The organism is Argonema antarcticum A004/B2 (assembly GCF_023333585.1).
Classification (GTDB): Bacteria; Cyanobacteriota; Cyanobacteriia; order Cyanobacteriales; family Aerosakkonemataceae; genus Argonema; species Argonema antarcticum.
Window position 1 is genome coordinate 36343 of the sequence record NZ_JAIQZN010000002.1, and the last position, 24451, is coordinate 60793.

The following is a 24451-nucleotide window of genomic DNA, read 5'->3' on the forward strand; positions in this document are numbered from 1 at the left end:
CCTCAACTTTAGATAGAATTATATTAAATTATACATTAATTACCCCAAACTCTTTTAAATTATCTCTAATCTGTTCCTCCAACTTTCCCGACTTACTAAACTGTTCTATTGTCTGCGTCATAACTCCTCCTCAATTTCTACATCCACTGCTTCTAACTCAGCTTTTAACTGCTCAATAGTCGGCAAACTGCCCTGTAACTGCTCCGGTAAAGCCTCTCGCAATTGATAAGTAGAAACCCCGATCGGCTTATTCATATCCCGCAAAGCATATTCGACAATTTTCTGCTTTTTATTCTTACATAAAATCATCCCAATAGTGGGCATATCATCCCGGTGTCTCAGTAAATCATCTACAGCAGAAACATAGAAACTCATTTTCCCCGAAAACTCTGGTTTAAACGCTTCTACCTTCAAATCAATTACCACAAAACAACGCAAACGTAAATGATAAAACAATAAATCAATATAAAAATCTTCCCCTTCAACCTCCAGATGATACTGACTGCCTACAAAAGCAAATCCTACCCCCAATTCCAGCAAAAAATCGCGGATGCGTTCGATTAAAGCCTTCTCTAATTCTCGCTCTTGCGCTTCTTTTCCTAAACTGATAAAATCAAAGTTATAAGGGTCTTTCAATAACTGTTGAGCGATTTCAGATTGTGGGTTTGGAAGAGTACGAGAGAAGTTAGTATCCGCTTTTCCTTGCCGCCGATATAGCCCACTTTCGATTTGATGGACTAATACATTTCGACTCCATCCTTGCTCGATAGTTTGACGAATATACCACTCGCGCTCAACCGGATCTTTCACAGTATCCAAAATGCGGACATTATGCCCCCAAGGAATTTGTGCAACAACCTGTTGCACAAATTCAAAATCGGGGTAAGTTTCGGCAAAACTCCTCATATACTTGAGATTGCGAGATGAGAAACCCTTCATTCCAGGAAAAGCTTTTCGCAAGTCAGTCGCCAAATGCTCTATAACTTTACCACCCCATCCTTGTTGCTGTTGCCGATTTAAAATATCTTGTCCAATTTGCCAATAAAGTAATACTAATTCGTGGTTAATAGAAAGTGCTGCCCGTACTTGAGCATTGCGGATACGTTCTTTCAATTCCCGCAGAAAATCATTATAGTCTTCTGGAAGTGATAAACTGTTCGCCATAGCCAGATCGCATTTATGACTGATAAGCAATTATCCGCCTATCCACTGCATCACTGCATACCTTTTTAGCATTTTTTCACAACCCCGTCAGCCGATCGCACCCAGTCCCCAGGAGTCGGAAGTAAGGGAAAAGGGTGAATTTTACTGGCTTGGAGAGGATTGGGAGTGCGATCGCTCTTTCTTCACACCTCTGTAAATTGTCTGATTAAATCTCCAGTAGAGCCAAAAAATGAATAAATAATGATAAAATAGCCCCTTGTCTTCTCCCATAAGATAGAGGTATAATTACTCTTGTACGAAAGGGAGTAGCTGCTAGCCAACCATTTAGCTAGCCCATCTGAATCAACATACTGGCGATGAGCCTGGTTCAGGTGACAAGTTTATCAAAACTTCTGCCTAAAGGTTAGGTAAAAGTATAAAAAACTTGCAAGCGAGACTTTCACTAACTTCACATCTGATGTGAAGCTTGGTGAAGTGTCTTTACCCTCATCAAGCTCACTCAGGAAGAGAAAATACCAGAGGAGCTTGAGAGGATGCTGACAGCTTTTACAGCCGGTTTATTACTAATAACAGTTTCGGAATTAGGGGATAAAACCTTTTTTATTGCCGCGATATTGGCGATGCGGCATTCCAGAAGGCTGGTATTTGTGGGTGCGATCGCAGCTTTAGCAGCAATGACGGTATTGTCTGTTTTAGTGGGACAAGCGGCATCTCTTCTACCCAAGCAGTATGTTTCTTACGCCGAAATTGCTTTGTTTGTTGGCTTTGGGCTGAAGTTATTGTATGACGCCAGTAAAATGTCAGCTAAGGCTGAATGCGAGGAAGCAGAAGAAGCGCTAGCGGCAGTTAAGGAAGCTGAGTTAAAAATGCCGTGTTACAGAAGCAATTTTGGGATCGTACTAAAAGCTTTTATGATGACGTTTGTGGCGGAGTGGGGCGATCGGACCCAATTTGCCACCATCACCTTAGCTGCATCCTACAATCCGGCGGGAGTGACCGCAGGTGCCATTTTAGGTCATGGGATTTGTGCTGCGATCGCAGTTATTGGGGGACGCTTGATAGCAAAACGAATTTCTGAGCGTACCATGACTGCGCTGGGAGGATTGTTATTTCTGATCTTTGGAGTATTAGCATGGGTAGAAGGTCATTAGATTTTAGATTTTAGATTGAACCCACGGATTAATTTTGGGCTTGTAACCAATAATTTATTGGTCAAAAGTCACAAGTCACAAGTCATATCGTGTCGGGTTGCATCATTAGTACATGAGTGAGATCGTCAAATTGTCTGTTGGAATCGAGGGTTAAATTTTAACCACAGATGAAGACAGATGAACACAGATGAACACAGATAAGAATAATCACACGCATTTTTTAGATAAACGATGCGTAAGGACATGAGATCACAAGTCGAAATCCTCTCATCCAAAATCCAAAATCCAAAATCTATTGACTTTTGCCTTTTTAACTAATTCTGCTGGTCGCCGTTATTGGCGTCGGGGCTACTATTAGGTGACTCTTCGGGTTCGGCGCTGTTGGTGTCTGGGTTGCTATCGGGGGACTCTTCGGCTGCTGGGGATGCAGATGCGATCTGATTGATTTGGTCTTTATACTTGGCTGGGGCTAATAACGCAGCTGAAGAGAACAGGGGTTGAGCTTCGTCATTTTTACCTTGTTGTCGCAGCACAATAGCCTTGGCTAAGACTGGGCGAAAATCGTCTTTGTCGCCTTTGATAGCTTTATCGTAGGCTGCGATCGCTTCGTCGTAGCGTTGCTGTTCGGCGTAAACTCGTCCCGACATCAACCGTACAGAAACTTCATCTATAGTGCCCGGTTTAATTTGATTGAGCTTAGACGCATTATCCAGCGTATCTTGCAATAATCCAATGGCCGCTTCCGGGCGTTGTTGATCTAAAAGCAAGTTCACGAGTCCGTCCAAAGCATTGAGGTCGGCTGGTTTAGACTCCAAAATCGAGCGATAAACTGTGGCTGCACCCTCAAGATCGCCCATTTGCTGCTTAGTTTGGGCTAAGAGAACGGCATATTCCGTTTGTTCTGGATTCAGTTTAGCCAGTTTTTCTAAGGGTTCGATCGTATCCTTGAGACTGCCCACTCCCAGCCTAACCAATTCTAGTCTCGTATCGATCAGTCCTTGCAGTGCCGTTCGATCCTCTGGTTTGCGCTGCAAAACCAGTTCGTAACCCTTAGCCTGGGTTTCCAGTTCTGCTTGCTTTGCTTTGTTTGACTCAACAGCAGGTGCTGCTGTTGTTCCACCAGAGGGTTGTTCTTGCTGGAAAGTTTTACTCAAGAAGGGAAAAAGCGAAGACCTCCCAAGCAAAAATCCTCCAATGGCAATGAATACCAGTAGCACCACGGCACTAATTAACCAGCGCTGCTTGGCTTCGCCAGACGATTTGCGAACTCGCTTTTGGGACACAGGACTGCTTTGAACTCTAACTAATGACATTATCAACCCTTATTCCCTATTGCCAAGCGTTCCTAATTTTTATTGGGGTCAGATTCGATCGCGGGTGCAGCTGGTGCAGCTGGGCTATTTGTCGGTGGAGAGTTAGTTGAGGGACTCGTTTGGGCTGGCGTTCGAGTTTCTAGCTGCTTAATTTGAGCCTTGACTTGCTCTTTTAACTCAGGTGGAGCTAGGTCTGCTGCTGAGGCAAACAGAGACTTGGCTTCTGCGGTTTTGCCTTGTTCTTGCAGCACAATACCCTTGGCTAGCAATAGTCGATAGTCTTCTTTGTTGGTTTTAATGGCCCGATCGAAAACGGCGATCGCATCATCGTAGCGCTGCTGCTGAGCATAAACGCTTCCCAAATCCAACTGCGCCGCAAAATCATCAGGATTGAGCTTCGCCAGTTTTTCCAGGGGTGGAATCGTATCCTTGATGTCACCCAATCCCAGCTGAGCTAGCTGTTGGCGAGCAGACAGCAATCCCCTGAGAGCCGTCTGATTATCTGGCTCCCGCTGCAAAACCAACTCGTAACCCTTAGCCCTAGCTTGCAGATCCTGTTGTATAGCCGTGGCTTGAGCTTGAACCGATGGCGCTGTTTGGCTAACAGACGGTTGGTCTTCCTTAAAAACTTCACCCAAAATGGGAAGGAACGAAAATCCCACAAAGGCAAAGACTGCCAGGATCAACAGCCCATTAATTATCCAGCGACCGCGCTTTTGAGACACACTAATTTTTTGAACTCTGATCGTATTATCAACCATCTGGGGAATAGGGAATAGGAAAAAAAGACAATTCTCCATGCCTTTTTGCCCAATTTTCCATGTTCTAGAGCCTAAATTTACAGAAACTTTGCGGATTGCAGCTTAAATCGATTGCATTCAGTACAATAGGCTGGCTGATTTAATCATCACTCCGCGATCGCCAACGGCAGTACACCTGTAACGACAGTCTATGTCGGCGATGTTCGCAACCTGTGAACTCCCAAGGAACGCGAGAGCGAATAGAGTAGAAGATAGAGGTTTTGGCTTATGGCTGATACAAGCTATTGGCAAATAGTCTTAGTTCCAAACCGGGCATTTTTCGCCCAAGTCTAGTTTGTACCTATCTCTTACGAGAAGCCAGAAAAAGTGCGTCTCCGCTGCAAGGAGTTCTTATGAGTCCCTCTCCGAATCAGTTCCCCCAGTCTTCTAGCGGTTCTGACCAAGTTCAGACCGGCGAGCCGGTCATTCGTCGGCCCAATCCGCCCAGGCCCGCTGTAACTACCCCTCCTACCCCTGCCCCTGCAGCTACTTCTCCTGCCCCTGCCCCTGCGGCTAATGCCCCCACACCAGGGGGTAGCGATGCCCACACTGCTGGTGTGGCAGAGTCGCCCGCAAGGGATAGCGATCGACGGCAAGAACCCATTCCGCCACCTAGCGAACCGATGCAGTACCGGGCCATTGGCTTGGTGCGGGGGAAATACTTCCCCAGTGCAGATCAATTCACGCGGGGGGCCTTGCTGGCGAGCGACGATCATGCGATCGATGCCGTGTTATTAGGTCGCATTATGAGTCTGGTCAAAAATCACCTGGATTTAGAAAGCGAACACCTGTGGGTTGTCTATCCACGGACGCGACTAAACGACGATGCCCTCCACGTCCAAATTGTTGGCGTTTGGGAGCCAGAAAAACTTGACAAAACTTTGTCTTCCACCGATGAAGAGGCAACTGAACCAACTGAGACATCGAGTCCCAAGGATATAGAACCTCAAAGTCTAGCTGTTGAAGATGGTTATTTTTCCATTCGCGGCGAAGTAGTTTATCAATCTCTAGACGAGGAAAAGATCGTCGTCAAGATTAGGCAAGCAGCACGCAAGGACGAGGAAAAGCCTAAATTTTTCAAGCTGACACTTAACGGTGTTTTACAAAAAAAAGCTGTGGGCTACTTCTGGGAATTTCATATCCAGCGACAGGCTAACAATCTCCTGATTAAGGAGGCAAAAGAGATCGCAGTCTTGAGCCCGAAAAAGCCGAGAAAGCCGTTTAAAGGAGGCGGACGACCGGGTGGTAAAAAGCCGTGGCAACCCCCCCACACTGGTAACCGTCCAGCAGTTACGGGGGGTAAACCGCCTGAGAAGCCAATTCCCCGACCTACTAAGCGCCCGCAACCGAGTAATGGGGAATAAAAACAAAAATCAAAAGGCAAAAGTAAAAATAATTTTCTTTCTTTTGCCTTTTGAGTTTTGTCTTTTTACTTTGGGATTTAAGATGCGATCGCTTCTAGGGAAACCTTCCCTAATTTTTGAGTTTAAGTGATATCGTCAGGATTAATACCGATCGCTCTAAGGTATGCAGCCAGTTTTTCTTTAGCTTGACGTTCCTGCTCTTTAGCTTGACGTTCCTGCTCTTTAGCTTGACGTTCTTGCTCTTTAGCTTGACGTTCCTGCTCTTTAGCTTGACGTTCTTGCTCTTTAGCTTGACGTTCCTGTTCCTTTTCCTGCGACATTTGCAGCATTGCTGCTTCGGCGGTAGCAATTTTCTCTCTTTCAGTCAAGAACCTGTGACCATTCTCGTCATACCAGAATACCCATTCTCTCTCCCAGTCAGCATAGTTGTGGGATTCACACCCAATTCCTAATTCAATTTCGGGCATCCAGACCGGATTTCCGGTCAGTAACTCGTATTTATTATTCACTAACTTATAGACTTCGAGCGGTTGCCTATTTTTATGCCTTCCTCTTCGACCTGCGAACAAATTGTAAACCACGTAGTAGAGAACGCCTAACTGTTGATAGCTTTCTAATTTATCCTCATACTCACCGTTGTATTTATGAGAAACTACTTCTATTACTAGGAGCGGTACAACATTGTTTTCTTGCCAGAACAAATAACTGAGGCGACCACCATCACCTGTGTATCTTGGTACTCCTACTGCTAGGAATCCATCGGGGACAATCGCTGGTTTTTTCTGGTCGTGGTAAACCGCCATATCTACACCAAAGAACCAATCAGGACGGGCACTCCAGATATCAAGTAGGATGTTTAAAAGTAGATTGGGAATAAAGTTTTGAAGCTCGTTATCCACAGGAGTATCGTCAGAGTGGGGGAGTTCTTCGGCGGTTAGTAATCGGTGTTGATTAGAAGTATTAACCATGATTTTTACGCCATCATTATTCCGATCTTATCATAAACTTGCGATCGGCCCTCTACCCCTAGCCTCTTTTTTTCTTTTGACTTTTAACTTTTGACTTTTCTAGCCCTTTTCACTCTAAAGCAATAGTCGCGCCCCATCGGTCTTGTGGTAAAAAAGATCGATCCATTGGAATGGGGGCAACTCTTTCGGTAAGGGTAAATTTCCCTTCTTCAATCCACTGTTTCAACTCTAAGGCTACTTGCCGTGACAGATATATACTGGCAAGAGGGGCAACTCTAACTTGTTTTCCTTCAATAGTAATGCGACCGGATTTTAGCTGAGCGTAGCTTACCAAACCAAAGGTGGGGCGCACGCGCCGGGGAATGGAAAAATCCACCACTGGCGCTACTAAATCTTTGTCTGCTACAGCACATTTTTCTACTACTTCCTCATGTAAAACAGGTAGCGGCACACCGACACCAAGCATTAAGGAAGGGCCGTAATTTTTGAAGTAACAACCGCGTACCCAACGACGGTTCATCTGTTTGGCATCTCCAATTAAGGCGAGGGTGGCAGCGGGGCCTATTGGTGTCTGATTTGGCAGGCGTTTTTGTAATGGAAAGTGTTGGGTGCCTTCCCAAGCTACGTAACCGATGCCACCGCCTAAGAAAATGCGAGTGCCAATGCCGATTAGTTCTAGGTTAGGGTCGTTGAAGAGGGGAGAAATGGCACCGGGGTTGGAGTAAACGGCGTTGGCAAGTTGCGGTTGTAAAGGGCCGAGGTGGGTATATAAGGGCCGATCGCCTCCATTCACTCCCACGATAAAATTTTGATATAAATTGCGGGGATTGTAGAGATAAAATTGGTTGATTGTATCGCGGGTTATGGTTGTCTCAAAAGATGCACGAGGATAGCAATCTGTTGCCTGTCCGGTCGCTCGCAATTGCACTGGTTTTCCGGCAATTAAGTCTTCAATTACATGACCGCCTCCCCGTTCTTTGGATTCTGAATCATCGACTGCTTCTAGGGTGGTGGGGTAATCGACGCTTTGAGTCGCTCCCAAATACAAATCTACTGCCCCAAATCCAGAATAAGCTAAGACTCCATCTAACCAGCAGGAGCGAATTTTAATCGGCGGATCGGTATGTCCTAAGTTAATTATTGCTCCCGAAGATTCCATCGGCTCAAAACAGCCTGTGGTGATGACATCGACTTCTTTAGCGGTTTGGCTGATGCCAACTTGTGCCACTCGTGCTTTTAATTCTTCGACAGTACAGACTACCGCTGATTCACGGCTGATTTTGTCGTTAATTTCGGCAATTGTCCGCATAAAAATTCCAAATTAAAAATCTTGGATAGCGTTGTGAATTGTCTGCAAAAAGAGGGATTGCAATCTAATTGGGATCTTCATCTTCAACGCTGGATTGTACTTGAGTTTTTGGAGCGTCATCTGGCAAGATAGGAGCCTTTCGATCGGCTGCGGCTGCTTCTTGGGATTCATCAATGCCAGCTACATCAAAGGCTGCTTCGCGTCGGCTGTGCCACGGATCTAAAATATCTACGATTAGCACTTCTCTTACCCATACTTGGCCCACTACAGTCAAGGGGAGAGCCAAAATCAGCCCTAAAAAGCCAAAGAAGGTAGCGAAGAAAACTTGGGACATTAACGTGATCGCTGGTAGCAGCGCCACCTGTTGAGCCATGACGTAGGGAGTGAGGAGGCTACTCTCAAACTGCTGGATGATAAAGTAAAGAATCAATACGGCAAGAGATTTCCAGGGGGCATCCAAGAGTGCGATCGTCATCGGTAACACCACACTCAACGTTGGGCCAAGATTGGGAATAAAGTTTAATAATCCTGCCAAAACCCCTTGGGCTAGCGCCAGCCTTACCCCCAAAGCGGATAAGCCAATTACGCTTAAAAAGGCAACTACGCTCATGCTAATCAGAGCGCCAATAATCCATCTACCTAGCGCTACTTCGCATTGATCTAAAATGCCTTCTACCCGCCGCCGATAAAAGGAGGGAAACAACCGCACAAACGTCTTGCGGTAAGATTGGGGCTGGGCTAACATCATCAGTGTCAAAACCAGCACCAGTAAAAAGCTAAGGATAGCTCCCAGAGTATTCGAGAAAAAAGCGACTGAGCCACCCAAAAGCTGATTGACTACGGGTTGCAGCTGTTGGATCAGGTTGTTAATATCGGGCAAATACTGATTGAATTGGCTTGGGATGTTAGTTCTGAAGAGATTCAGCAACTGATTGATGCGATTTACCCCTTGGGGGAACAAATCTATCAATTGTTGAACTTCATTGACGAACGGCGGCACAATCAGCAAGAAAAAGCCAAACAGAACTGCTAGCAGGATGGCGATCGATAGCAGTACGGCCCACAATCGCTTCAATCCTGACTGTTGCAGCCGCCGCGCCAGTCGATTCAAGGCAGTCGCTAACACAACAGCGGCAAACACCAGTAAGATGACTTGCCGAATTTGCCACAGAATATATAAACAGATGGCTAAGACTAATAGGCCGAGCGTTTGACCCAAATTCACAGTGCTGACTCCCAGTTGTTCTGGCTATTTAGAGAGGAAATGCCGATCGTTCGGTAAAAAAAAAATTATATGCAGCTAGATTAGCTGATTTCGGTTTACCAAGCATACATGAGCGGCACTGTTCCCACAATCTCTCAAGGCTTAATTTTGCTGCTTCTGCTGCCACGATCTTCCCCTGAGTACCAAAGCTACGATCGCACTCGGCAGACAGACGATCGCCACCACAAGGCTAGGGGTTGGGGTAATATTGAGGATCGGGCCACCGTACTTGATTAAAACTGACAGTGCAGCTGAGAAGATCAGCACTTTCAAAATGAATTGGGCCTGACTTGCCATTGCAGATATAAAGATAGAAGACAATAGGCATTATGACAGGTATATGTCAACTTGTTCTAAGCTAACCTTTCGATTCAAGCTGTTTAAGCCGCTTCCGTAAATCTAATTCTTCGTTACTACAAATTATCTCCAAATTAGCAACTCTTTCCTCTAGTTTTTTGGCGTTATTTATTAACTCTGCATTCCTTTTATTACCACGCTCGGAATCTCGCCAAACAACAACAGTGCCAATCGTGGCTCCTGAGATTACAGCTAAAGGCAAAATAGCACCGCTTCTAGTAATAGCTGAGAGTGGAATACAAATCGCTAGCATTCCTGTAGCCATGCCCCATATTTTTGAAGTAGCAGCGGCTCGGATATCTTTTTCGGCTTTATTTCCCATTCGTTCCTCGTGGAGTTGTTTTCTCCTTTGTATTCCCACATTCCATTTTATCAAGTGGAAAAATTTTTACCAAGTTCAACCGCGCTGCCAAATTTTGATAGTTTTGTCGTGACTGGCACTTACTAGAATCTGTCCATCTGGGCTGAAAACAACGGCATTAACTTGCTCGGCGTGACCAGTAAAAGTGCTGAGGAGTTCTCCCGTCTCCAAATGCCAAAGTCTGACAGTTTTGTCTTCACTGGCGCTGGCTAGAGTTTGACCGTTTGAACTGATAGCGACGGAAAACACAGGGCCAGTATGTCCTTTGAGTGTGCGAATTGTTTCCCCGGTTTCTAGGTTCCATAGCTTAATGGTGCGATCGCGACTTGCACTCACTAAGACGCCTCCTGCGCCCCCCAAGCCCTCCCGATTCAGGGGCGTGGGGGGGATGATGGGACTAAAAGCGACAGCACTAACGATGTGGGAATGTGCTGCGATCGTATACAGCAATTTAGCCTTGCCAGAGGGCAAAACATTCTCATCGTCCAAACGCCACACTTTGATTTTCCGGTAACTGCCACTAGCTAGTAGCTGTCCGTTGGGACTAAAAGCCAGAGAATGGGGAACGCTGTCACCCCAAGAAAGGGCGGTAAACGCCTCTCGCTTGAGGCGGTTCCACAAGTGAATCTTCCGGTCATCCCCACCGCTGGCGAAGGTTTGCCCGCTAGGACTGAAAGCGACGCACCGCACCGCACCCTGATGGTCATCCAAAATATCGATCAAGTCTTTAGCACCGATGTGCCAAATCTTGATGGTCGAGTCCACACCGCCGCTAATCAGAGTTCCATCCGCGCTAAAAGCGAGAGAGTTCACTTCATTGACTTGCCAAGAGTCAATCCAGGGATATTCTGAGAGAGTTGCGATCGATTTACCACTCGTCATATCCCAAAGCCGAATTTCCCCACGACTCCCACTAGCGAGGATTTGCCCAGATAAGTTGATGGCGAGTGAATTAATTGGGGCTGTATGACCAGTAAGGGTATGAAAGCATCTCCAATCACCAACAACTGTAGTGAGAGGATTATTCAAAGATAGATTTTGAATGGTTTCGGGAATAACGATCCGATCCTTTGGGGCGGTATTGGCAGGATTTAAAGATTCTAAATAGCAGCGCAGACCTCCTGCGTAGAGCAAATCGCCTGGCTTTAGGTAGGTTTTAGGGCCGCTGAATTGAATCTGTTCCGTGGGCAAAAACCCAGCCAAAATAGTTTCGATTTTCGTACCCCGCGAGGTAAAAAAAGCTAGCCCAAAAGAACACATAAAGATTAAAACTTTATGATTATTCAGATCTGACTGATTAACTGACCACCGGACTTTATCTTTTTTAAGGCTGTTAAAACTTTCGTTGTCACAAAGGTGAACCTGAATGCTTACTATGGGATAGTCTGCCAGGGTATAAGTAAATTTACTTTCATTACGCAGGTTTCCCTCATCATCCAGATCTATATTTGAATGCGAGTCAATTTTAACTTTTTTAACCAGTTTTTCCAGGCGAGCGGACATAATCGCTTCAACCTGTTGCTCTCGGATTAGATATTCGTATGCCTCATCCTGGTATTGTTCCTGAAAGTCTATCAAGCGGTTAAACTCTGGTTGAGGTGGCAGATTTTCGACGAGTTGGTCAGCTTCTTCCTGGCATACTTCCAGAATTTTTTGTAACTGTTCGCCCCAGATTACCATCATTTCACTGTGGCAACCTCTAATTTCACAATTCAGCATACTTGGCTCTAAAGCTTTTTGCTTGCTGAGTCGTTTAACAAAGTCAGTTTGTTGGTATTTCAGGGGAGTAGTCCAGTCCATCGTGCTAATTTAGAGTTCATAATTCTGATGTTTCCGGTTTGACAGATAGATCCTCAATTTTGATCGTCTTCCAATCTCTGACACTGGGAGCCAGGGTGATTAAATCTTCAATATTGCGCTGCATAGTGGCGCAAATTGCATCTAAGGGGAGGTCGTTGGGATCGTGCCCAAAGGGATTTTCAATTTCCAGGGCAATTTCTTCAACGCCTAACAAAGTGAAACTTACCAAAGATACTATTAATCCAGTAAAAAGACCGAAATCATCTACCAGTTGAAATGGCAATGAAAAGCAATAAAGTAATAATAGCTGTTTGAGGTGAATGGCATATGCTAGAGGAATTGGAGTTTTGATAATCCGTTCGCAGCCACCTAAACAATCTACTAAAATATTTAGCAACTCTTTCAGAGAATTCAGTTGATAACTATCAACGCAGTTTCGTTCGTACTGCTCCTGTAAGTAATCTTCAATCCAGAAAGCTATTTCCAGAGGAGGATTGTTCATACTCTTGAGCTTTTGATAACGTGACTGGGATATTAATCCTTCTAAATCGCTGTTGATAGGCTCTGACCTTAGATGCAGCTTTGTAGCAACTGCAAAAGCAACCAGTAAGCGCAGGACTGAAATTTTGGCATTTTTATCCTTTGGTTCTCGTTCTTCAACCGATACCCAAATTTGACGAGCTAAGTTACGCACTGCATTGACTATATTTCCCCAAAATTTGCGCCCGTCCCAAAATCGTTCGTAAGCTGTATTTGTCCGAAAAACCAATAATAAACCTAAGACGATACTGGGAATGACACTAGCCAATGTCGGCATATATAGATGAAATACAGACAAGTGAAGTATCGATATGACCAAACCAAAAACTCCACACACAATTACGCGTGGTAAAACTGCTGGAACTACTGAACCTTGTAACTGGAAAACAGCTTTAAACCAAGGTAGTCTTCCCATACTCATGTTACCTCTCAGTGTTGGAACGAACCTAGAACTTTTACCTGATATAACGCAAGTTGCTAGTTATTGTAAAATCCCGGTCTGTGTGGGTGATTTTATCATTAACTGCGACTGGCAAACACAATAAACCGGGTTTTTAGCTCTCAAAGTTTTCTAACTAGCAAGTTGCGTTATTAATGAATTGTCTGTGGCGGTGTTTTTTCTCCCGGCGTGCGTAGCATCTCGACCATTTCCTGAATTTCCGGTGGGGGTGGTGGAGTTAGCCGAGAAACAACCAAAGTGACAAGGAAGTTGATCGCCATACCCAAAGTGCCTATTCCCTCTGGGGAAACGCCAAAAAACCAGGGCTGCATCCCATAGAATTTGACTCCTACAATATAGTAGATGGTGAAAATTAGACCTACCAACATTCCGGCGATCGCACCTTCTCGGTTTGTGCGTTTGTCAAATATTCCCAGAATAATGATGGGAAAGAAGCTTGCTGCTGCTAAACCAAAGGCAAAAGCGACTACTTGAGCTACAAAACCTGGGGGATTAACGCCGAAGTATCCTGCAATGGCGATCGCAAATCCGATCGTAATCCGACCCGCCATCACCCGTTTCGTTTCTGAAGCTCCCGGATCGATAATGCGATAGTAGATATCGTGGGCGATCGAACTGGAAATCACCAACAGCAACCCCGATGCGGTTGACAAAGCCGCCGCCAGTCCTCCCGTAGCTACCAAAGCGATTACCCAAGGAGCGAGTTTTGCTACTTCTGGTGTCGAAAGTACGATGATATCGCGATCGATAACAATTTCGCTCTTCGCCTTATCAGGTGTCAGCTGGATACGTCCATCGCCATTTTTATCTTCAAATGTCAATAGCTTTGTTTTTTCCCACTTTTTCGCCCAGTCAAGTTGCTGGATCTCCTCGATCGTTTTATTATGTAAGCTGTCGATCAGGTTATACCGGGCAAAACTGGATAAGGCTGGCGCAGTAGTATACAGTATGGCGATGAACAGCAACGCCCAGCCAGCTGAGTATCTTGCAGAACGCACGTCAGGAACAGTATAAAAACGCACGATAATGTGAGGCAGTCCGGCAGTTCCCACCATGAGTGCGATCGTGCTAAACAAAACATCCAATTGCGACTGGTTGGCAAAGGGTTTGGTATACTCCTGAAAACCCAGATCGACCTGAATTTGGTTGAGTTTAGGAATGATATCGCTGAAGGTGAAGGCTAACTGGGGGATTGGGTTGCCGGTGAGCAGGATTGAAATAGCGATCGCGGGAATCAAGTAAGCAACAATCAATACACCGTACTGTGCTACCTGCGTCCAAGTGATGCCTTTCATTCCTCCCAGGACTGCGAAAAAGGCGACGATCGCCATACCGATAATCACGCCAGTGTTGACATCTACTTGTAGGAAGCGGCTGAAGACAATTCCCACACCGCGCATCTGTCCGGCGACGTAAGTCATGGAGACGAAAATGGCGGCGACGACTGCTACCAAACGAGCAATGTTGGAATAATAGCGATCGCCTACAAAGTCAGGCACGGTGTATTTGCCGAATTTCCGCAAATACGGTGCCAACAGCAACGCTAGCAGCACGTAGCCGCCAGTCCAACCCATCAGGTAAACCGATCCGTCGTAACCCAGAAACGAGATTAACCCCGCCATTGAGATAAACGAAGCTGCCGACATCCAATCTGCGGCGGTAGCAGCACCGTTGGCGATCGAGGGAACCCCCCTTCCCGCTACAAAAAAGTCGGCACTGCCTTTGACGCGAGACTGCCAACCGATGTACGCATACACAATGAAAGAGAGACTGACAAATAAAATAGTCCAAATTTCAACAGACATGATTCCTCTCACTCATCGATATCGTATTTGCGGTCTAGCTTGTCCATCTGCACGGCGTAGATGAAAATCAGCGCCACGAAGACGAAGATGGAACCCTGTTGGGCCATCCAAAAGCCCAGGGGAACGCTACCCAGACGAATCGCGTTTAATGGTTCAACTAGCAGGATGCTGAAGACGATCGAAACTAGCGCCCAGACAATCAGGAGATTTCGGATTAAAGCTGTGTTCGCACGCCAGTAAGCCTGACGTTTATCTTGCTGCATTGTTTTTCCTTCGTTTGAATATTTTTATTTAACCTGATTATGAGTATATGAGCTTTGTAGCGTTCCTAAAAATATCAACGAATTTCCAGACTATTTTAAGCGAGTTAGGAAAATTGCATCCGCTCAAAGGTAGCGGGTGAAACAAGTTAGGCTATCCGCCTTATCCCCAGATCCTAAGTGAGTATAGCTGTGGGTCAAGAAGAGCGGCTTTCATATTTGTAAATAAATGTTACACAAAGTTTATTAAAGAATGTTGCAGATCGTTGATTTAGTTGTTAAGGTGTGCATATAGCTATGCTTCTGGTAAACGCTCGTATCTAGGAGACGTGCCATCCATGCTCTGCATCAATGTTGGTTTTTGGCAGATTTTCTGATTCCAGAATTGCCAGAAAGATATCTCTCTGACGGCTCTACATTCACCTGACTGGAAGACGACTGAGAAATATCTTTGCTGCTGGTTTGACGGCGCTGAGGACTACTTGATTTCGTTACCTTCAGTAGGCTCGGTGCCATCAATTTTTTACCAAATTCTCACGGCAAACATTTCTTAGATGCGTCTACCAAAGTGTTGTTTCCCTGCAATATGTCTGAGAAATGTCTGAAATTTCAAGCAACTATTAGGAGTCACAGTTCGTCTGATTAACTGCCGAGTATATTGCTGCAAAATTTTAAAACTCGGTGGTTGAAAGTGGTGTGACACCTCAAATTAGGAGGTTTTTTATGAACGTAGAAGGAAAAACGGCTCTAATTACTGGAGCCTCGCGTGGAATTGGACGAGCGATCGCAGTAGAATTAGCGCAACAAGGAGCGAAACGCTTGTTATTGGTAGCACGCGATCGGCAGCGGTTAGCGGAAGTTGCTGCCGAAATCGAGGCTTATGGCACAGAAACCGTGATTTTGGCGTTAGATTTATCTCAAATGGTAGAGGTGAATATTGCGATCGCCCAAGCTTGGCGCGATTACGGGCCAATTCATCTGCTTGTTAATTGTGCAGGAGTTGCACATCAATCGCCTTTCTTGAAGTCTCCATTGCCAAATGTACAACAAGAAATAACCATTAATTTAATGGGAATGTACACCATGACTCGTCTAGTGGCGCGACGTATGGCAACACAAAGAGAAGGCACAATTGTTAACGTTTCTAGCTTGATGGGTAAGATTGCCGCACCGACAATGGCGACTTATTCAGCTACCAAGTTTGCCATAGTGGGATTCACCCAAGCTTTGCGCGGCGAACTAGCTGAACACAATATCAAAGTGATAGCTTTGCTGCCATCTTTAACGGATACTGACATGGTGCGAGAATTGCAGTGGTTTCGATGGGTGGTGCCTGTAACTCCCCAGAAAGTGGCTAAGGCACTGATCGACGGGTTGCAAAACGAATCGCAGGAAATTTTAGTCGGATGGCAAAGTCATTTAGCCGTGTGGGGTCAGCGGATTGCACCTTGGCTAATCGATAGAGTTTTGCTCATGGCTGCCCCCTTGGACAAAGATAAACGAAAACGCTATCGACGATTGAAGGAGGCTTGAACCCCACCCCCCAACCCGTTGACGGGTTGGGGGCTATAGATTAGGTTTCGGTTTTCTGGGTTCATAATTGGAGTTTGGTATCTTACAATACATTAGCATCCCATCTCTGTAAGAACCAGAAATAACCTAAAATAAAACTAATTAATCCCACCGAAGAAAATTCGTGGGATTAATTGCCGCGATCGGGAAATATGTTGGTTGCTGCTAGCGACGCTGACAGAACGATTAGGCTATGTTAGTGCTAAAGTCAAGTTTTTGCCTACCACCATCTTATATCAATAGCAGCTTTCAAAACTCTTTCAACACAGCCAACTGTATACGTCATTTTTCGTGCCCTAAGTATATATGCTTAGTAATTATGTACAAAAATTCGATGATTTTTCTGCTCTTTTTTTTAGTGCTGCAAGCAGCTGGGGTTTAACTTCTCTAGCCCATCTGTCAAAGTTAAAACTGTCGTTATTGTCACTAGCTGATGGCTTAACGGACTTTTGGACTGCGGTATTCATTTCAGTTTTTCCTTTAACTATATATATGTAGCTTCTGTTAATTTTAGATTACTTGTCATATATCTTAAGGCGTAATATTGACATTTTATGCACTAACTGCAATAACATCATGCATAATATCAATATTTACAATTATTGGTTATCATTTAGTTAATCTTTGATTAAAAACATTGATAGTTTGTGACGTTGCTGAGATTAATTTACACCAAATATGCTTTAATAAAGCTCTTGCTATCAACGCCGAAACCTTTACTCAAAGAGGATTTGGTAAATCTGTATGGGTCTGTCATAACCGGATTTTCTATTACATACACCCATATAAAGCGATCGCATTCCCCGTAGAGTTGCAGACTTGCTACTACTGCAACTCTTTTGAGATCTTCTCAGGGTTGGGTGAGGATCTCCACCCCCGCCTCAGTCACAGCCACAGTATGCTCAAACTGGGCAGAGAGCTTTCTATCCTTAGTGACAGCAGTCCACCCATCTTTCAGGATTTCCACCTCCCATGTGCCCTCATTAATCATCGGTTCAATAGTAAAAACCATCCACGGCTTTAGACGCATCCCCGTGCCTCGCTTACCGTAGTGAAGGACTTCAGGGGCAGTGTGAAAAACGCGGTGGACACCATGTCCCGCAAAATTCCGCACTACTGAAAAGCCTTCCGACTCAGCGTATTCCTGAATAGCAGCACCAATGTCGCCGATCCGTGCCCCCGGCTTGACCTCTGCAATACCCCGCATCAGGCACTCTAAGGTCACCTCGACCAGCTTTTTCGCCTTGGGTGAAGGCGTACCGACGAGAAAAGTCTTAGAAGTATCGCCGTGATAACCATCAACAAGAGGCGTCACATCAATATTAATGATGTCCCCCTCTTTAAGAATCTGCTTAGCATTAGGAATGCCGTGGCACACCACTTCGTTGATGCTGGTGCAGATAGATTTGGGAAATCCTTTATAGCCAAGCGGAGCGCTCTTGGCCCCACGAGCCTTAGTCCAGCGTTCCGCCTCGTCGTTGATTTCCAGGGTGCTTACCCCCGGTTCGATCATCGGTTCCAGATGGAGGAGAAGTTCGGCAGCCAAGCGCCCAGCTTGACGCATTTTGTCCAACTCCCGGCCCGATAAAAGCTCGACCATATCGCGTTTCATGCTGTTTTATTTTGTTCCTTTCTTTGTATTCTAGAATGCTTAATGTCGCTGATAAGCCTTATAAACTTTAGTCTTGTAACCTTTAACGCCATTAGCAACCACACCCAAGACAGCAGCGCCAGCAATATTTAATCCATCTAATGCCTTGATTGCCATGAAACGATCGGTCTTCTCCAGTCCCACAACCATTACAAGCCCATCTGTATAGGCAGCTAAAAGGTTGGCGTCCGCCAGACCCACCAGTGGCGGCGCGTCATAAATAACTATGTCGAAAAAGGCTTGAAATTGCTCCATCAGATGTCGCATCTTTTCAGAGGAAAGCTGCTTGATTGGGTCTGGCGGTATTGAACCAGCGGTGAGGACGAAGAGATTTTCATGGTCGGGCGATCGCTGAATCACCTCATTCAATCCTATGTCTGTGGAAATAACTTCGCTGAGTCCCCGCACGTTCGGTAAGCCCAACTTTTGATGAATCTTGGGGCGGCGCAGATCGGCGTCTACCAACAATACCCGCTGACCGATCGCAGCTGCTGTCTGCGCCAGGTATACCGCAATTGTAGATTTACCATCTCCTGGTGTAGCGGAGCCTATCACCAAAGATTGGATCGGTTTATCAGGGCTCAGCAAGCGGATATTGGTATACAGAGAGCGGAATGCTTCTACGATCGGAGAATCAATATACCGCCCTTCGCGATCGCCATTACCAATGGCAAGATAGCGGCTTGCACGTTGAGTCAAACTGGCTACAGCTGCTACAACAGCCAGTTGCTTAGGTTTATTTGCCAATTTCCGCACTTCCCTGGCGAAAGGAATCACCGCTAGCAGAGGCAGTTTAGTTTCCTCTTCAACATCATCGGGGGTATAGAAGACATTGTTGAGAATTTCCACTAAAACAGCAGCCCCTATGCCCAAAGCTAAGCCCATAATCGCGATTAAAATTATATTTTTCCGACTGAGGGGCTCTCTTTTAGGTTGTTGGGGAGGCGTAATTAATTGCCAAGGTACTTCCTGTTGAGCCGCATCTATTCTCAATGCGTCTCGCTTGGATGCAAGCTGAGTGAAAGAATCAGTAGCAACCTGTAACTCCCGCGTCAGGTCAGCGTACTGACGAGCTGCTGCTGGATATTGGTTAATTCGTCGATCTAAAAGATTTTCAGCTTGGCTAATAATTAGCTGTGTCGCCTCTAGTCCCTGGATTTTGCCCTTCAACTTTTGCAGAACACTCACAGCTTCTCTGCGCGATCGGGCCAGCAAAATATTTTCTTGCTCCCGAAGTTCCTGTACACTGTCGCTGTCTTCTTGAAATTGAGCTGACGCTTGGGCGATTTGATTCTCTAACTCATGGATTTGTTTTAATAAAGTTCCATAAGTTTGAACTTCATTACTTAAAACAGCAGTGAGATTTCCTGTATCGAAAAATTTTTGTAAGGTCGCGTATAATACTCTGTTCTGAACCAGCTTTTCTTGGATTTCTACTCGCTTGGTCTTAATATCCAGAGCCTCTTCAGATAACGACCTGCTCTCAACTTCTGGATTTGTCAATTTGTACTGCTTCCGCATATCTTGCAGTTGTCCTTGCAGTGTATCGACTCGTTGCTGTAGCGCTGGAATCTGCTGCTCAATAAAATTTATGCCATTGCGAATATTTGTTTGCCGCTCCTCCAGACTGTACTTGAGATAGCCTTGAGCAACTTGTTCCAATATAAACCGAACTTTATCAGCATTTTTATCTTTGTAACTTATTTCTAAAATCCTAGTACCTTCCGCTTCTTTCATAATCCGTTCGATAGTTAATGCGCCCACAATTTGGCTCGATAGCTCGTCAGGATATTTGGTTTTTATTTGTTCTACGATTGGCGTCATTATTTTTGGACTTTGCAAAACCCGTATCTGAGATTCGTAATCTAACCCCGAATCTGTTCTTGAATTAGTTTGCCCCAGAGTTTTAGTCACTACAGATAGCAATTTATTTTCAGCGATCGTCACGGGTTCGACTAACAGATGAAACTTTCCTTGATAAGTTGGCGGTCGCTTCCAGAGCAAAAACCCTATTCCAACAGTCGTTACAATTGTTACTCCAACAATTAACATCGCTCTTCGCTGTGCAGCTGCAAAAAGCCTATTTAACTCTTTGACAACTTTATCTTCATCACTTAATTCTGACTGGCCTGCGTAGACTTGAGGCAATGATTGAAAATGCTTGCTATTACGATTTGACGAAGACGACTGGGAATATTGGTTCGTATCCATTTTGCACCTTTATATTTTGACCTGTAATTTTACACCGTAAAAAATCTTCTACTTCCTTTATTATCTGAAAATTTGCAAAAAATCGAAAATTCTGAACAACGACAATCCCGATCCTAATGGAAGGTCTAAGGTGTCCGTGACTCTGGCAAGTCCAGAACGGCCTATAACAATGATGTCGTTATCGCGCAACAAAGGATTTGTTTGTTCGTTAATTCCTTCATTGAAGTTAATAGACACTGTTCGTTTAGTAACAGTCCCGTTTGGATTAAGGCGAATCAATTCCACAGAATTCCTCTTAGCTCGACTCCTGTTAAATCCCCCAGCAACCAGCACAGCTTGATTCAAAGTTGTATCGGGTGACACCTCTATTCTGCCAGGTCTAACAACTTCTCCCACTACGCTAACTTGAATAGTAGTGGGAGAAAAACTAGATGCAGCTAATTGAGATACTTCTGCCGGGTTGAGATCGGTAGCAGTAGGGATAAAAATTGTATCTCCATCTTGCAAAATTAAGTCTTGAGTGAAAGTGCCTGCTTGCAAGAATTGCCATAGATTTACATTAATACTTTGTTCAGTCCCTCCCCTAGAAGTTCGCCGTAGCTCGATGTTGCGAAGATCGGCCAAGGTTGTAATTCCTCCAGCCCGCTCGATCGCTCTTGTTAGAGTTGGCAGTCCACCTGTTTTTCTATCAAACTCTGCCGTAATTCCTCCAATTATCGCGTAAACCCCCGGACGATTTACTTCGCCGACTACCGCCACTGTACGGGGTGTATTTATATCTGTGGCAAAGTTAACAGATGCTAATAGATTCGCTTCGACGGGGTTAAATTCCGTAGCAGTAGGGATAAAAATAGTGTCTCCCTCTTGGACGATTAAATCTTGGCTAGCATCGCCCGTTTGTAAGTATTCCCAGAGGTTGACATTAAAGACTTGTTCTCCACCTGCTTTGGTGGTTCTGCGTACCTGAATGCGGCGAATATCGGATGTTGGCCTAATTCCTCCAGCCAGCTGAATCGCTCGCGTTACCGTCGGTCTTCCGCCCACGTTTCTATCCGGTACTGTGTTCCCTCCAACCAGCACGTAGGAACCCGGACTGGTAACTTCACCCACCACTATAACCGTGCGGGGTTTAGTTAGATCTGTTGCCAAACTAACAGTTGCTAACTGGTTTGCTTGTGCAGAGGTGATATTAGTTAGAGTGGGAATAAAAATACTATCTCCCTCTTGCACGATTAAATCTTGATTGGAATTCCCTGTTTGGAAAAATTGCAACAGATCCAGATTAAAGATTTGCTCTCCACCTGCTTTAGTAAGTCGGCGTACCTGAACGCGGCGAAGATCCGATGCTGATGTAGTTCCCCCAGCTAATTGAATCGCTCGCGTCACCGTGGGAAACCCACCAATGTTTCTGTCTGGAATTGTGTTGCCTCCTACCAGGACGTAGGAGCCTGGATTAGTAATTTCTCCCAGTACTGTAACAGTTCGCGGTTTAGCTATATCTGTCGCCAAACTAACAGTTGCTAGCTGGTTTGCTTGTGCGGGGGTCATATTAGTTAGGGTGGGAATAAAAATACTATCTCCCTCTTGCACGATTAAGTCTTGGCTGGAGTCACCTGTTTGCAACAATTGCCACAAGTTCACATTAAATAGTTGCTCTCCACCTGCTTTAGTGCGTCGGCGTACCTGCACCCGCCGAAGATCTGATGCTGAGGTAGTTCCCCCAGCTAGCTGTATGGATCGAGTCACGGTCGGTCTTCCACCGACGTTGCGATCGGGTATGGTGTTCCCTCCAACCAAAACGTAGGAACCTGGATTAGTGACTTCCCCTGACACTGTAACCGTGCGCGGTTTAGTTAGATCTGTCGCCACACTGGCAGTTGCTAACTGATTTGCTTGTGCGGAGGTGAGATTGGTTGCTGTGGGGATAAAAATTGTATCTCCATCCCGCAAAGTGATGTCTTGACCCGAAGTACCTGCCTGCAAAAATGATTGTAGATTGACATTGATTACTTGGGAACCCGATCTTTGCTGTCGGCGAACCTGAATCCTACGGAGGTCGGCAGATGGGGTAGTTCCTTCGGCCTGCTGAATGACTTGGGTTATGGTTGGATATCGTATGCCGGTTTCTCTACCGATTACGGGTATTGTATAAGAGCCGGGGCGATTGACCTCTCCTGAGATGGCAATGATTACGGGACGAGGTTCTAGCAGCCTCACTCCGATTTGGGGACGTTTGAGAATGCGACCGTAGGCAGCGTTAATGGCATTAGTAGCCTGTTGCATTGTCAGTCCCCCGATCGATAGGCTGCCAACCAGAGGCAAGGATAGGGAACCACCAGCAGGAATCACGTACTCACCGCTGTATTGGGGTAGCTTGGCGTTGTCGATGCGGATGCGATCGCCTCCTCCCAATATGTAACCATCTTCCTGACTCGCAGGCTCTAGCGATCGCGCAGGTCCTGTAGTTCCGGGTCGCTGCGCCTGAGTCGGAAGCACAAAAGAAATCGCGATCGCACCACACAGCATCGTACTTACAACCGATCTACCCATTTTTCTAGCAGTACCGCTATAGGACATACACAACTTTTTTTTTTATATTTTCCTCTTCATTTATTAAACTTAACTCACGAAGGGATTGGTTGCTTCTGACCAGGCGTTGCAATAGGAAAGCAAAATCGGCAGGAAGCTTTCCCTGTCGTCGCACGGCTTACCTGTTACTTTCTTAATTGCCACTACGGTCGTGTATAGTGAAAATGTGTATTCCTATCGCGATCGGATGAGTTTTAGTGGCAATTCGCTTCGCAACAACTATGTCCTGGGGACAGACTGCGCCAACCCACCGCGTAAGCTGATGCTTTTTGATGTTGCTGTTGCCGGTCATCATGCAGGCTATATACGATACCTGGTTAGGCATTGGTGCGATCGCGAATTACCGGGACACTTGAATGTGGTTGTCTCACCCACATTTATGGTACAACATTCCGATGTTGTAAATATAGCTACTAGATGCGATCGTAAAAACATCTATTTTATACCTATCTCCCCTGAAGAGGAAAATTCTCTTTGCTCTGACAATTTTCGCCGCGATCGCATCCGGCGGTGGTTTCAGGAGTGGCAATTGATTTGTAAGTATGCTAGCTCTTTAGAAGCTACTCACTGCTTGATTATGTACTTTGATTTTTTGAAATTCCCACTCGCTTTTGGAGCTATACCGCCCTGTTCGGTTTCCGGTATTTATTTCCAACCCAAATTTCATTATAGCGAGTTGTCTAACTATGTGCCTTCCATAAAAGAGCTACTACAGCAGTGGCGCGATAAATTTATTTTGCTTCGCCTTGTCAGCAATCCACACCTAAAAATATTATTTTGTCTCGATCCTTTGGCAGTCAACCCTATCAATAAAATTAATAGCCAGGTCAAAGCAGTCTATTTGCCAGATCCAGTGCAAATCCCTAATAACGCTGAATTCGATCTAGCCACATTCAAGGAAAATTTAGGAATTCATCCCGACCGACAAGTGTTTCTTTTATTTGGCTCGCTCAAAAGACGTAAAGGCATTCATCAGTTACTAGAAGCTATATTGATGTTGCAGCCTACTCTTTGCCAAAAACTTTGTCTGGTATTGTTGGGAGTACCGCACCCTATAGAAGAAAAATCAATAATAGAATCTCGAATTGCAGAAGTTTGTCAATCTCTACCAATTCAAATAATCGGCAAGTATGATTTTATTTCTGAAGGAGATGTTTATAAATATTTTCTAATGGCAGATGTTGTCCTGGCGACCTACCAGCGACAGGTCGGTGCGAGTGGAATCTTATTATTAGCCGCCGCTGCCCGTAAACCTGTGCTTAGTTCAAATTATGGTTTAATTGGAGAGCAAGTTCAAAGATATGGCCTTGGTTTGACAGTTGATACAACTGTACCAGCCCAAATTGCCGATGGGTTAACTCAGTTACTACTCAAATCTCCAAGCTCTTTTTGTGATTTCACTAAAATGAAGTCTTTTGTAGAAGATAATTCTCCTGAAGAATTCGCCAGTATAATATTTCAGTATATATAGATAAATTGTTTGACCTGCCAGTTTTTTGAACCATAAAAATA

20 protein-coding genes are annotated in these 24451 nt (G+C 45.2%); 4 read left to right on the plus strand and 16 right to left on the minus strand.

Annotated features, from left to right (window positions below):
• Positions 1–117 precede the first annotated feature (117 nt).
• Positions 118–1164 carry a PDDEXK nuclease domain-containing protein gene (locus tag LAY57_RS01360; RefSeq protein WP_249064493.1) on the minus strand — a complete coding sequence of 349 codons (1047 nt, stop codon included), beginning with the start codon at positions 1162–1164 and terminating at the stop codon, positions 118–120.
• Between the two features lie 533 nt (positions 1165–1697).
• Between LAY57_RS01360 and LAY57_RS01365 the strand changes: the two genes are divergently transcribed.
• Positions 1698–2315, plus strand: coding sequence for a TMEM165/GDT1 family protein (locus LAY57_RS01365; RefSeq protein WP_249064494.1), 618 nt, complete (start codon positions 1698–1700; stop codon positions 2313–2315).
• Positions 2316–2629: 314 nt separating this feature from the next.
• On the opposite strand, the gene LAY57_RS01370 is transcribed toward LAY57_RS01365, so the two are convergent.
• Both LAY57_RS01370 and LAY57_RS01375 read right to left on the minus strand, forming a co-directional pair.
• Positions 2630–3628 (minus strand): tetratricopeptide repeat protein, encoded by a 999-nt coding sequence (locus LAY57_RS01370; protein WP_249064495.1) that lies wholly within the window; start codon positions 3626–3628, stop codon positions 2630–2632.
• Positions 3629–3660: 32 nt separating this feature from the next.
• Positions 3661–4353, minus strand: a complete 693-nt coding sequence (locus LAY57_RS01375; RefSeq protein ID WP_249064496.1) for a tetratricopeptide repeat protein — start codon at positions 4351–4353, stop codon at positions 3661–3663.
• Positions 4354–4781: 428 nt separating this feature from the next.
• Between LAY57_RS01375 and patR the strand changes: the two genes are divergently transcribed.
• Positions 4782–5792: a heterocyst master regulator PatR gene (gene patR / locus LAY57_RS01380; RefSeq protein WP_249064497.1), complete on the plus strand. Its 1011-nt coding sequence runs from the start codon at positions 4782–4784 to the stop codon at positions 5790–5792.
• 122 nt (positions 5793–5914) lie between these two features.
• On the opposite strand, the gene LAY57_RS01385 is transcribed toward patR, so the two are convergent.
• The 10 genes from LAY57_RS01385 to LAY57_RS01430 form a co-directional block, all read right to left on the minus strand.
• Positions 5915–6760 carry a Uma2 family endonuclease gene (locus LAY57_RS01385; RefSeq protein WP_249064498.1) on the minus strand — a complete coding sequence of 282 codons (846 nt, stop codon included), beginning with the start codon at positions 6758–6760 and terminating at the stop codon, positions 5915–5917.
• A 109-nt stretch (positions 6761–6869) separates the two neighbouring features.
• Positions 6870–8069, minus strand: coding sequence for a homocysteine biosynthesis protein (locus LAY57_RS01390; protein ID WP_249064499.1), 1200 nt, complete (start codon positions 8067–8069; stop codon positions 6870–6872).
• A gap of 64 nt (positions 8070–8133) precedes the next feature.
• On the minus strand, positions 8134–9294 hold the full coding sequence (locus LAY57_RS01395) for an AI-2E family transporter (protein ID WP_249064500.1): 1161 nt from the start codon (positions 9292–9294) through the stop codon (positions 8134–8136).
• A gap of 141 nt (positions 9295–9435) precedes the next feature.
• On the minus strand, positions 9436–9630 hold the full coding sequence (locus LAY57_RS01400) for a hypothetical protein (RefSeq protein WP_249064501.1): 195 nt from the start codon (positions 9628–9630) through the stop codon (positions 9436–9438).
• Positions 9631–9691: 61 nt separating this feature from the next.
• Positions 9692–10012, minus strand: a complete 321-nt coding sequence (locus LAY57_RS01405; RefSeq protein ID WP_249064502.1) for a hypothetical protein — start codon at positions 10010–10012, stop codon at positions 9692–9694.
• Between the two features lie 75 nt (positions 10013–10087).
• Positions 10088–11851 (minus strand): WD40 repeat domain-containing protein, encoded by a 1764-nt coding sequence (locus LAY57_RS01410; protein WP_249064503.1) that lies wholly within the window; start codon positions 11849–11851, stop codon positions 10088–10090.
• A gap of 16 nt (positions 11852–11867) precedes the next feature.
• Positions 11868–12812 (minus strand): bestrophin family protein, encoded by a 945-nt coding sequence (locus LAY57_RS01415; protein ID WP_249064504.1) that lies wholly within the window; start codon positions 12810–12812, stop codon positions 11868–11870.
• A gap of 170 nt (positions 12813–12982) precedes the next feature.
• Positions 12983–14656, minus strand: a complete 1674-nt coding sequence (locus LAY57_RS01420) for a sodium:solute symporter family protein (RefSeq protein WP_249064505.1) — start codon at positions 14654–14656, stop codon at positions 12983–12985.
• 8 nt (positions 14657–14664) lie between these two features.
• The gene (locus LAY57_RS01425; RefSeq protein WP_249064506.1) at positions 14665–14919 is read right to left on the minus strand and encodes a DUF4212 domain-containing protein; all 255 of its coding nucleotides are present in this window, start codon (positions 14917–14919) and stop codon (positions 14665–14667) included.
• Positions 14920–15264: 345 nt separating this feature from the next.
• Positions 15265–15432 (minus strand): hypothetical protein, encoded by a 168-nt coding sequence (locus tag LAY57_RS01430; RefSeq protein ID WP_249064507.1) that lies wholly within the window; start codon positions 15430–15432, stop codon positions 15265–15267.
• A gap of 207 nt (positions 15433–15639) precedes the next feature.
• Between LAY57_RS01430 and LAY57_RS01435 the strand changes: the two genes are divergently transcribed.
• Entirely contained in the window at positions 15640–16449 is an 810-nt protein-coding gene (locus LAY57_RS01435) for an SDR family NAD(P)-dependent oxidoreductase (RefSeq protein ID WP_249064508.1), read from the plus strand.
• Between the two features lie 889 nt (positions 16450–17338).
• Here the strand turns inward: LAY57_RS01435 and map are convergent.
• Genes map through LAY57_RS01450 form a run of 3 tightly spaced genes read right to left on the minus strand, consistent with a single transcriptional unit; the run spans position 17339 to position 22927 of the window.
• Positions 17339–18100, minus strand: coding sequence for a type I methionyl aminopeptidase (gene map / locus LAY57_RS01440; protein WP_249064509.1), 762 nt, complete (start codon positions 18098–18100; stop codon positions 17339–17341).
• Positions 18101–18139: 39 nt separating this feature from the next.
• Positions 18140–20350, minus strand: coding sequence for a GumC family protein (locus tag LAY57_RS01445; RefSeq protein ID WP_249064510.1), 2211 nt, complete (start codon positions 20348–20350; stop codon positions 18140–18142).
• A 60-nt stretch (positions 20351–20410) separates the two neighbouring features.
• On the minus strand, positions 20411–22927 hold the full coding sequence (locus tag LAY57_RS01450; RefSeq protein WP_249064511.1) for a polysaccharide biosynthesis/export family protein: 2517 nt from the start codon (positions 22925–22927) through the stop codon (positions 20411–20413).
• Positions 22928–23090: 163 nt separating this feature from the next.
• Here LAY57_RS01450 and LAY57_RS01455 point away from each other — a divergent pair, with 163 nt between their 5' ends.
• A complete protein-coding gene (locus LAY57_RS01455) occupies positions 23091–24410 on the plus strand; it encodes a glycosyltransferase (RefSeq protein WP_249064512.1) in 1320 nt (439 codons plus the stop codon).
• Positions 24411–24451: the final 41 nt, after the last annotated feature.

Excerpts from the sequence above, each read along its gene's own strand:
- LAY57_RS01360 (WP_249064493.1), bottom strand. The coding sequence starts at position 1,164 with ATGGCGAACAGTTTATCACTTCCAGAAGACTATAATGATTTTCTGCGG.
- LAY57_RS01365 (WP_249064494.1), top strand. The coding sequence starts at position 1,698 with ATGCTGACAGCTTTTACAGCCGGTTTATTACTAATAACAGTTTCGGAA.
- LAY57_RS01370 (WP_249064495.1), bottom strand. The coding sequence starts at position 3,628 with ATGTCATTAGTTAGAGTTCAAAGCAGTCCTGTGTCCCAAAAGCGAGTT.
- patR (WP_249064497.1), top strand. The coding sequence starts at position 4,782 with ATGAGTCCCTCTCCGAATCAGTTCCCCCAGTCTTCTAGCGGTTCTGAC.
- LAY57_RS01385 (WP_249064498.1), bottom strand. The coding sequence starts at position 6,760 with ATGGTTAATACTTCTAATCAACACCGATTACTAACCGCCGAAGAACTC.
- LAY57_RS01390 (WP_249064499.1), bottom strand. The coding sequence starts at position 8,069 with ATGCGGACAATTGCCGAAATTAACGACAAAATCAGCCGTGAATCAGCG.
- LAY57_RS01400 (WP_249064501.1), bottom strand. The coding sequence starts at position 9,630 with ATGGCAAGTCAGGCCCAATTCATTTTGAAAGTGCTGATCTTCTCAGCT.
- LAY57_RS01405 (WP_249064502.1), bottom strand. The coding sequence starts at position 10,012 with ATGGGAAATAAAGCCGAAAAAGATATCCGAGCCGCTGCTACTTCAAAA.
- LAY57_RS01410 (WP_249064503.1), bottom strand. The coding sequence starts at position 11,851 with ATGGACTGGACTACTCCCCTGAAATACCAACAAACTGACTTTGTTAAA.
- LAY57_RS01415 (WP_249064504.1), bottom strand. The coding sequence starts at position 12,812 with ATGAGTATGGGAAGACTACCTTGGTTTAAAGCTGTTTTCCAGTTACAA.
- LAY57_RS01420 (WP_249064505.1), bottom strand. The coding sequence starts at position 14,656 with ATGTCTGTTGAAATTTGGACTATTTTATTTGTCAGTCTCTCTTTCATT.
- LAY57_RS01425 (WP_249064506.1), bottom strand. The coding sequence starts at position 14,919 with ATGCAGCAAGATAAACGTCAGGCTTACTGGCGTGCGAACACAGCTTTA.
- LAY57_RS01430 (WP_249064507.1), bottom strand. The coding sequence starts at position 15,432 with ATGGCACCGAGCCTACTGAAGGTAACGAAATCAAGTAGTCCTCAGCGC.
- LAY57_RS01435 (WP_249064508.1), top strand. The coding sequence starts at position 15,640 with ATGAACGTAGAAGGAAAAACGGCTCTAATTACTGGAGCCTCGCGTGGA.
- map (WP_249064509.1), bottom strand. The coding sequence starts at position 18,100 with ATGAAACGCGATATGGTCGAGCTTTTATCGGGCCGGGAGTTGGACAAA.
- LAY57_RS01445 (WP_249064510.1), bottom strand. The coding sequence starts at position 20,350 with ATGGATACGAACCAATATTCCCAGTCGTCTTCGTCAAATCGTAATAGC.
- LAY57_RS01450 (WP_249064511.1), bottom strand. The coding sequence starts at position 22,927 with ATGTCCTATAGCGGTACTGCTAGAAAAATGGGTAGATCGGTTGTAAGT.